This is a genomic window from Gemmatimonadota bacterium (genome assembly GCA_026706845.1).
Taxonomy (GTDB): domain Bacteria; phylum Latescibacterota; class UBA2968; order UBA2968; family UBA2968; genus VXRD01.
The window spans coordinates 1-7,432 of the sequence record JAPOXY010000162.1; the positions used below are offsets into that span (position 1 = coordinate 1).

At 50.2% G+C, this 7,432-nt stretch carries 10 protein-coding genes; 9 read left to right on the forward strand and 1 reads right to left on the reverse strand.

The annotated features are described in order from the left end of the window. Both OXG87_15235 and OXG87_15240 read left to right on the forward strand, forming a co-directional pair. Positions 1-781: phosphate--AMP phosphotransferase (locus OXG87_15235; protein ID MCY3870901.1), on the forward strand; the 781-nt coding region annotated here is incomplete at its 5' end. A 16-nt stretch (positions 782-797) separates the two neighbouring features. Continuing rightward, positions 798-1,556 carry an ABC transporter ATP-binding protein gene (locus OXG87_15240; protein ID MCY3870902.1) on the forward strand — a complete coding sequence of 253 codons (759 nt, stop codon included), beginning with the start codon at positions 798-800 and terminating at the stop codon, positions 1,554-1,556. 15 nt (positions 1,557-1,571) lie between these two features. On the opposite strand, the gene OXG87_15245 is transcribed toward OXG87_15240, so the two are convergent. Continuing rightward, positions 1,572-3,506 carry a prolyl oligopeptidase family serine peptidase gene (locus OXG87_15245; protein MCY3870903.1) on the reverse strand — a complete coding sequence of 645 codons (1,935 nt, stop codon included), beginning with the start codon at positions 3,504-3,506 and terminating at the stop codon, positions 1,572-1,574. A 210-nt stretch (positions 3,507-3,716) separates the two neighbouring features. Between OXG87_15245 and OXG87_15250 the strand changes: the two genes are divergently transcribed. The 7 genes from OXG87_15250 to OXG87_15280 form a co-directional block, all read left to right on the forward strand. Further along, on the forward strand, positions 3,717-4,400 hold the full coding sequence (locus OXG87_15250) for a YggS family pyridoxal phosphate-dependent enzyme (protein MCY3870904.1): 684 nt from the start codon (positions 3,717-3,719) through the stop codon (positions 4,398-4,400). 3 nt (positions 4,401-4,403) lie between these two features. Continuing rightward, the gene (locus OXG87_15255) at positions 4,404-4,991 is read left to right on the forward strand and encodes a YggT family protein (protein ID MCY3870905.1); all 588 of its coding nucleotides are present in this window, start codon (positions 4,404-4,406) and stop codon (positions 4,989-4,991) included. A 24-nt stretch (positions 4,992-5,015) separates the two neighbouring features. After that, positions 5,016-5,537 carry a DivIVA domain-containing protein gene (locus tag OXG87_15260; GenBank protein ID MCY3870906.1) on the forward strand — a complete coding sequence of 174 codons (522 nt, stop codon included), beginning with the start codon at positions 5,016-5,018 and terminating at the stop codon, positions 5,535-5,537. Continuing rightward, the gene (gene mtnP, locus OXG87_15265) at positions 5,530-6,405 is read left to right on the forward strand and encodes an S-methyl-5'-thioadenosine phosphorylase (protein ID MCY3870907.1); all 876 of its coding nucleotides are present in this window, start codon (positions 5,530-5,532) and stop codon (positions 6,403-6,405) included. The genes OXG87_15260 and mtnP overlap by 8 nt, the downstream gene beginning before the upstream one ends. Positions 6,406-6,432: 27 nt before the next feature. Next, the gene (locus tag OXG87_15270; protein ID MCY3870908.1) at positions 6,433-6,897 is read left to right on the forward strand and encodes an NUDIX domain-containing protein; all 465 of its coding nucleotides are present in this window, start codon (positions 6,433-6,435) and stop codon (positions 6,895-6,897) included. A gap of 1 nt (position 6,898) precedes the next feature. Next, positions 6,899-7,270 carry a TraR/DksA C4-type zinc finger protein gene (locus OXG87_15275; protein ID MCY3870909.1) on the forward strand — a complete coding sequence of 124 codons (372 nt, stop codon included), beginning with the start codon at positions 6,899-6,901 and terminating at the stop codon, positions 7,268-7,270. 33 nt (positions 7,271-7,303) lie between these two features. Further along, positions 7,304-7,432, forward strand: a 129-nt coding sequence (locus OXG87_15280; protein ID MCY3870910.1) for a signal peptidase II, incomplete at its 3' end; no start/stop codon positions are given.

Consider the following 7,432-nt stretch of genomic DNA (forward strand, 5'->3'; position numbering starts at 1 on the left):
TCGCGATCCAGGCGGGCCGCGAGCTGCGCGTGATGGTCGAACCGGAGGATCCTCAATCCCGCATTCTATGCTCGAAACATCTGATTTGTCCAGAGAACTCACGCGCAAAGAATACGATCGCCTGCGCCGCATTTATCAAAAAAAGATATGGGAAATCGAGCACGAAGTGTATTTGCGAAGGCAGTCGGTAGTCATTGTGTACGAAGGCTGGGATGCTGCGGGAAAGGGAGGCAATATCAAACGCCTGGTGCGCCGCATGGACCCGCGGGGATACGACGTGTTCCCCATCGCCGCGCCAAATGATATTGAATTGGCACATCACTATTTGTGGCGGTTCTGGATCAAAATGCCCAAAGCCGGTCATTTTGCCATCTTTGATCGGTCGTGGTACGGACGCGTTCTGGTCGAGCGCGTAGAGGGATTTGCGACAATACAGGAATGGCAGCGCGCGTACCGCGAAATCAACGAAATGGAAGAACAGATGGCAAATTACGGCACCTTATTATTCAAATTCTGGATCGATATCGACAAAGACGAACAATTGAAGCGCTTTCAAGACCGCGAAAAAGTACCGTCCAAACAGTGGAAAATTACGGATGAAGACTGGCGCAATCGAGAGAAATGGAATCAGTATCGCGACGCAGTGGATGACATGTTGTATCGCACGAATACAGATTATGCGCCGTGGACCATTGTCGAGTCCAATTGCAAGCTATATGCGCGCATTAAAACGCTGAAAACAGTGGTCAAAACCCTGGAAAAACACTTGATCAAGCATTGAAAAGGTGAGACGCGAAGTGAGTGAATTAGCCATTGAACTGCGGGATATTCACAAGGTTTTTGTGACCGACAGCAACCGGGTGCAGGCACTCGCACAAATTTCTCTGCAAATAGCGCAGGGGGAATTTGTCAGTATGATCGGACCCTCGGGATGTGGCAAAACGAGCTTAATGCGGATTGTCGGCGACCTGGAAACACCGACAAAGGGCACGGTTCGCGTACTGGGAAAAATACCCGAAACCGCACGGCGCGAACGGTTGGTGGGCTTTGTATTTCAACATCCCTCGCTTCTCGCCTGGCGCACGGTAGAAGAAAATGTGCGCCTACCCGCAGAGGTCTTTGGAGACACAGAGGTTTTAAGCCGGGTCTCTGAGATGATCGACATTGTCGGACTGGCGGGATTTGAGCAGGCGTATCCACGCGAACTATCGGGCGGCATGCAATCGCGGGTCGCCATAGCCAGAGTCTTGACCTTCCGCCCATCTGTTTTGCTTATGGACGAGCCTTTTGGAGCACTGGATGAAATGACGCGAGAAAAAATGCAAATTGAACTCTTGCGAATATGGCAGGCGACCGGTGCTGCTGTCTTATTCATTACCCACAGCATCTCCGAGGCATTGCTCCTGTCCGACCGCGTTGTGGTCATGTCTGCCAGACCCGGCAAAATCGCGGAAGACCTGAGCGTTCATTTTCCCCATCCCCGAGAAAACACCTTGCGCGCCGACCCTCAATTCGTGGCCATGGAAGCCCACCTGCGCGAGCGGCTGGAAGGATGAACTCCTTCACACTTCCTACTTCTCACTTTCCTCTTCCGACATATCCGCCCCCCAGGGCTGTATAAGCTCGAGTTTCTTATCCAGAGCATGCATCAGATCGGGCAGATCAAATGATGTGAGAACGCCCCGAGGGATATTGGCAGCAGGCCAACTGACCAGGGGCGTTTGTGTCCAAGCGTGATAGGACAGCGGATAATTTTTCAGGGTAACAGTCGTCACTGCAGAATGCAGAAATCCGGCAAACAGCGCGTGAATCGCACCCTGCCCGCGACCGTAAAGATGGACTTTTTCCGCACCTTCACAAGCCAGCAAGTCAACTGTGGACAACACATCGTGAACCCGCCGACCGAGAAAGCTCTGACCGAGCATCAGACCATAACCATTGCACATATAGTCATTGCCATAAGGGTGAAAAAAGTCGCGTTCATCATCGGCAAGCGATTCCCCCAAACCGCGCACATCGAGAGCATAGAGCGGATGTTGTTCTTTCAGCCTTTTTGCAAAAGGATCTTCTATCAAATCTTCTTCCGCAGAAACATGTGGCAAATAGAGATGAACCTCGCGCTCGACATCGAGCGTATGCGAATAAGACGGATTGGACAGGCGTTTCCGCATAATAGCGCGAATATTGCCCTCGGTTTCAATCGCATACCGCGCCAGGCGAACGCCATCTTCTGTCGTACTGCGCAACCAGCGGTGGTGGGGCAGGTCGCGGTCATCAGACAAATTGAGCGTACTCTGCACACAACGGATGAGTTCGTCCTTACCCAACTTTTTGCGTTTTGATGCAAGAACATCGGCGTTTTGGGCAATCAGATCGAAAATGGGCGTAGCCCCTTCGGGCACAACCTCGCCTTTTGGAGTGACATTTAAGACATCGCTCAAGTCCTCGGTCTCTTCCAAACGGATAACCTGCTGAATACCGGCCTGTGTTGCAAAAAATTGCACCATAGCTTCCTGGTTATCGCGGAAAAAGCCGTGGTCTTCTGACCCGATAAAAATATCAGTCGCATTGGCTGGCGCGCCAATGATATCGTAGAAACGACGGATTTCAGAATAGGCTTGTTTGAGACCGCGTCGGTCAAAAAAGCAATAAGCTTGACCGAGCAAGATGACGGGAGCCGGTGCTCTGGCAATAAAAAAATCGGCCATATCCAGACCCGCGCCAATCACACCCGGCGGATACTGTTCCGAATCGGCGGGCAATTCATTTTCGAGATTGGCGGCAAACGTGGTGACAAAGCAACTGGGCGCAGCCATAGTAAAACGCTCTTCCACCGGCCAAATCCAACTGGTCATAGTACCCCCGCCCGAGTTGCCCGTAAGCCCGATGTGCGCGGGATCGACTTCCGAGCGGGTAAGCAAATAGTCGAGCGCGCGAATACCATCCCAGGCGCGCCAGGCGCCAAACCACTCGCCCACGAGTTCGAGTTGTTTGCCCATCATATTGTGGGCATGTGTTGATGATCGCACGCTTTCTCGGCTGTGCAGGGCATAATATTGATCGCGCTCGCCCTGATTAAAGGGATCGTAGATCAAGACGACAAAGCCATTGCGCGCCAGACGCTGACAAAAAGCCTGATAAAGCGATGCATTTTTGCCATCGGCAGCATGACCGCAAGAGCCAATAACACCAGGTGCTGGCCCATCGAGATTGTCGGGCACGTAAAGATGGGCAGTGACCAAACAACCCGGACGACTCTCAAAGAGAACTTTTTCAATGCGGTAATAGCGGCGTTCAATTGTACTGACAACGCGCGCATTAAGCGGTGTTTTACTCGGCCAGGGGCGATAGGCTTTGTCAATCGCCTCGCGCACCTCATCGCGGTATGCGAAAGCTTCTTTTTTTGTTCGGATAGACGACAGTCGTTTTGCGCGGTCGGCATTTACAGCTCGTACGCGCGCGACATAATCATCCAGTACCATGTGTCCATAACCATTTCGCGGCATAAGAATAGCTCCAGATTTAAAAGAGAAAGAGGACCTTTACACTGCGCTCTACAATACATATATCTCTCGTATAGGGTCAACGGTTTTTTGGCCTACATGGCTAAAAAACCCACGCTGTTCATCTCATATGTTCCAAGCCCTTTTTGTTGCCATTACACTGGTTTTTACATAAATTATGAAATCTATATTTCAATTTTGAGACCGAAACCTATGTCGGCAATAGCTGAGAACTTAAAGCGCGTTCAAGATCGCATTGACAGGGCTGCCCGGCGGTCCGGGCGGTCAGCAAATGCGGTTAAATTGATTGTTGTAACAAAGACCTGGCCTGCCGATGTCGTGCAACAGGTCGTAGATGCGGGGACGCGGATTTTAGGTGAAAGTCGCGTGCAAGAAGCACAGCACAAGGTCCCAGAAGTAGCCGGCAAAGTATCCTGGCATTTGGTTGGGCACTTACAGCGCAACAAAGTCAAAATTGCCTTGCCTTTATTCGACCTGATTCACTCGGTTGACACATTGCGCCTGGCGAAAGAGATCGGCCGGTGGGCCGTGCGGCGAAACACCCCGGTTCGCGTATTGGTACAGGTAAATACATCGGGCGAAGCATCGAAATTCGGTATATCGCCCAACGAGGCATTAGATCTGGTCGAGCAGGTCGATGACCTGCAGGGCGTTTCGGTGGCAGGGCTGATGACGATTGGCGCATTTGATCCAGACCCTGAAACAGCGCGACCAAATTTTGTCTTGTTGCGACAAATCAAGGACCGCATCGCAATTCACAAGCCCCATGTGTCTATCCTGTCTATGGGGATGACCAGTGACTTTGAAGTCGCAATTGAAGAAGGCGCGACAATGGTTCGCGTGGGCACGGCGATTTTTGGTCAGCGGGCGGTATAGACTATGGTTGATGTGGTTGCTCAGGCAATTATTTTAATACAACAAGCCATTGATTGGATGCTTGTTGCATTGGTAATCGGCATGGTGGCGTTGTTGCTATTACGCGCTGTTTTGGTGCGTATGAGTTCTTTTGGCTGGTCTCAATATTATGTTCGGCGCATAACCGATCCGCTCGTGTGGCCCATTGCGCAACACATGCCTGGAAATGCCGCTGCGGCACCGTTGATTCTGGTGATTGCGACATTGATTGGAGCATTCTTTTTTAAGTGGTTGACCAACGATGTGCTGCGTTCACTCATAGGATTATTACACGGTATTTCTTCTGGCGAAATCCTGCATATCATCGGATGGTTGCTCTATGGGGCCGTTGCTGTCTTGCTCGTTTTAATTATCGCGCGTATCGTATTTTCGTGGTTGCCCTTTGTGCGCGGGGGCAGATTTATGTGGACCCTTTACAGCTTGACAGAACCTATTATGGGGCCTTTTCGACAGATCGTTCCTCCACTGGGCATGTTCGATTTGTCGCCCATTTTGTTAATTTTGCTTCTGCAGGTTGTTCAAAGTGCCATTCAAAGTGTATTTGAGTTATAACCGAAGCCCTTAGGGAGGGGAAATGTGAACATCACACCACTGGATATTCGCAAGCAGATTTTTAAGAAATCTTTTCGCGGTTATGATCAAGAGGAAGTGCAGGCATTTCTCGACATGCTGGCTACAGAAGTCGAAAATCTCGGCGCCGAAAATATCGAACTAAAAGAACATCTCAATGCATTGCAATCAGAAGTACATCACTATCGGTCAATAGAGCAAACCCTCCAGGAGATGCTCAGGACTGCCCAACAAACGGCTGAGGAAGTCAAGGAAAATGGGCACAAGGAAGCGCGGCTGATTGTGAAAGAAGCGGAGATCCGCAGCAATCGGGCCATTGAAAAAGCGCGCACGCAGGTGCATGATATCCGCACAGAGATTGTGGAGTTACAAAATCAACGCGATATGTTCTTGTCCAAATTTAAAGCTCTGGTACAGGTTCAGACCGATTTTTTAGACCAGTTGAAAGTGACCACCTTTGATGTGGTACAAGAAGATATCCCGAAAATAGAAGATGACGCCACAGATCAGGACGACGAAGATGCCTGAACAGATTGTTCGACTGGGTGTTATGGGAGGATCGGGCGTTTATCACATGAAAGGTGTGGAAATCGTAGCCGAACATCGCCTTGCCACACCTTTTGGCGCGCCCTCAGATGCAGTTGTCGAAACGCGTATAAGCGACCAATCGGTATATTTCTTGCCCCGTCATGGACGCGGGCATGTGCTGCTGCCTTCTGAAGTGCCCTATCGCGCCAATGTATATGCCATGAAACAGATGGGCGTGACACATCTGCTGGCGATAAGTGCCGTGGGAATTATGCAGGAAACCATAAAACCGGGTGATATGGTGGTGCCCGATCAAATTTTTGATCGCACCCGCGGCATCCGCGCGAGCACATTTTTTGGTGAGGGCATCGCCGGACACGTGGCTTTTGCCGATCCTTTTTGCGGTGAATTGCGCGATTTGTTGCTGGCTGCTGCAAAAAATTCCGGAGTAACCACCCACAACGGTGGAACGTATATCTGTATGGAGGGACCGCAGTTTTCCACGCGAGCAGAGTCTCATTTTTATCGCCGAGAAGTCGATGCGACCGTGATCGGGATGACGGCTTTGCCCGAAGCCAAGCTCGCGCGCGAAGCTGAAATGTGTTATGCGATGCTGGCTATGGGCACCGATTACGATTGCTGGCATGAAGCCGAAGAAGATGTGTCGGTCGAAGCCGTGGTCGCTGTGTTAAAAGCCAATGCCGAACACGCAAATCAAATTGTATGCACATTGGCTGCTCAATTGCCCAGAACATCGGATTGCGATTGTCTCAATGCCGCACAATTTGCGATTATCACATCGCCAGATGCTATTTCCAGCGCGGCAAAAGAACGTCTCAGTCTTTTATACGATAAGTACTGGGCGTGAGGAAGAAGCGAGCTTTTAATAACTTTTATGATCGACAATAGCTGGTACATACGCCCCAAAGGGTTGCGAGAACGCCATGCTGCGGGCGGTGTGGTGGTGCGTTGGGATGGCCATCAGGTATTGCTGGCTCTGGCTCGCGAGAGAGGGCATACCGACTATGTGTTGCCCAAAGGACACATTGAAGCGGGCGAAAAAATCGAATGTGCTGCCAGACGAGAGATCGAAGAAGAAGTGGGGATATCAAAACTGCAACTCGTGGAAAAACTCGGCACAAAAAAACGGCTTGATTTTCACAAGACAGAATGGAAAATAACACATTATTTTTTGTATTCGACCGAGCAAATTGATGCCGTGCCAACTGATACAACGCATCACGAAAGCATGTCGTGGGTACCGCTTGATCCACTCCCTGTGTTTTTCTGGCCGGAACAACGCGCGCTAATCGAAGAAAACGCGTGTCAAATTTGGGAAGCTGTGGATAGAAAGGAATAAAATGACAAACCGTGACCTGGAGTATTTCAAAAATCTTTTAGAAACCAAACGCACCTCTATCGTTAAAGATCTGGGCACATTGCAGAGCCATTCCATGCAGATCACCTCGGCAGAATCGTCGGGAGACCTGACGTATTCAGATCACATGCCCGATTTGGGCAATTCGACCATGGAACGCGAAAAGGCTTTTCTATTTGCAGCACGCGACGGTGCTTATCTGGACCAAATAGAAGCCGCTTTAACGCGCATCAAAAATCGCAAATTTGGCATGTGTCGAGCGTGTAAAATGCCCATCCCCAGAGAAAGACTGGAAGCGGTGCCGACCACGGAAGTTTGCGTCCCGTGTAAAGAAAAACAAAACAAATCGGCATGAGGTTTACTTGTGAAATTTTTGTGGATTACAGGCGTGGCATTAGTACTGGATCAACTCACCAAATGGTGGGTGTTGCAAACCATGACCCTGGGCGAATCTGTACCGGTATTGGGATCTTTTTTTAAATTAACCTATATTCACAACCCGGGTGCAGTATTCGGC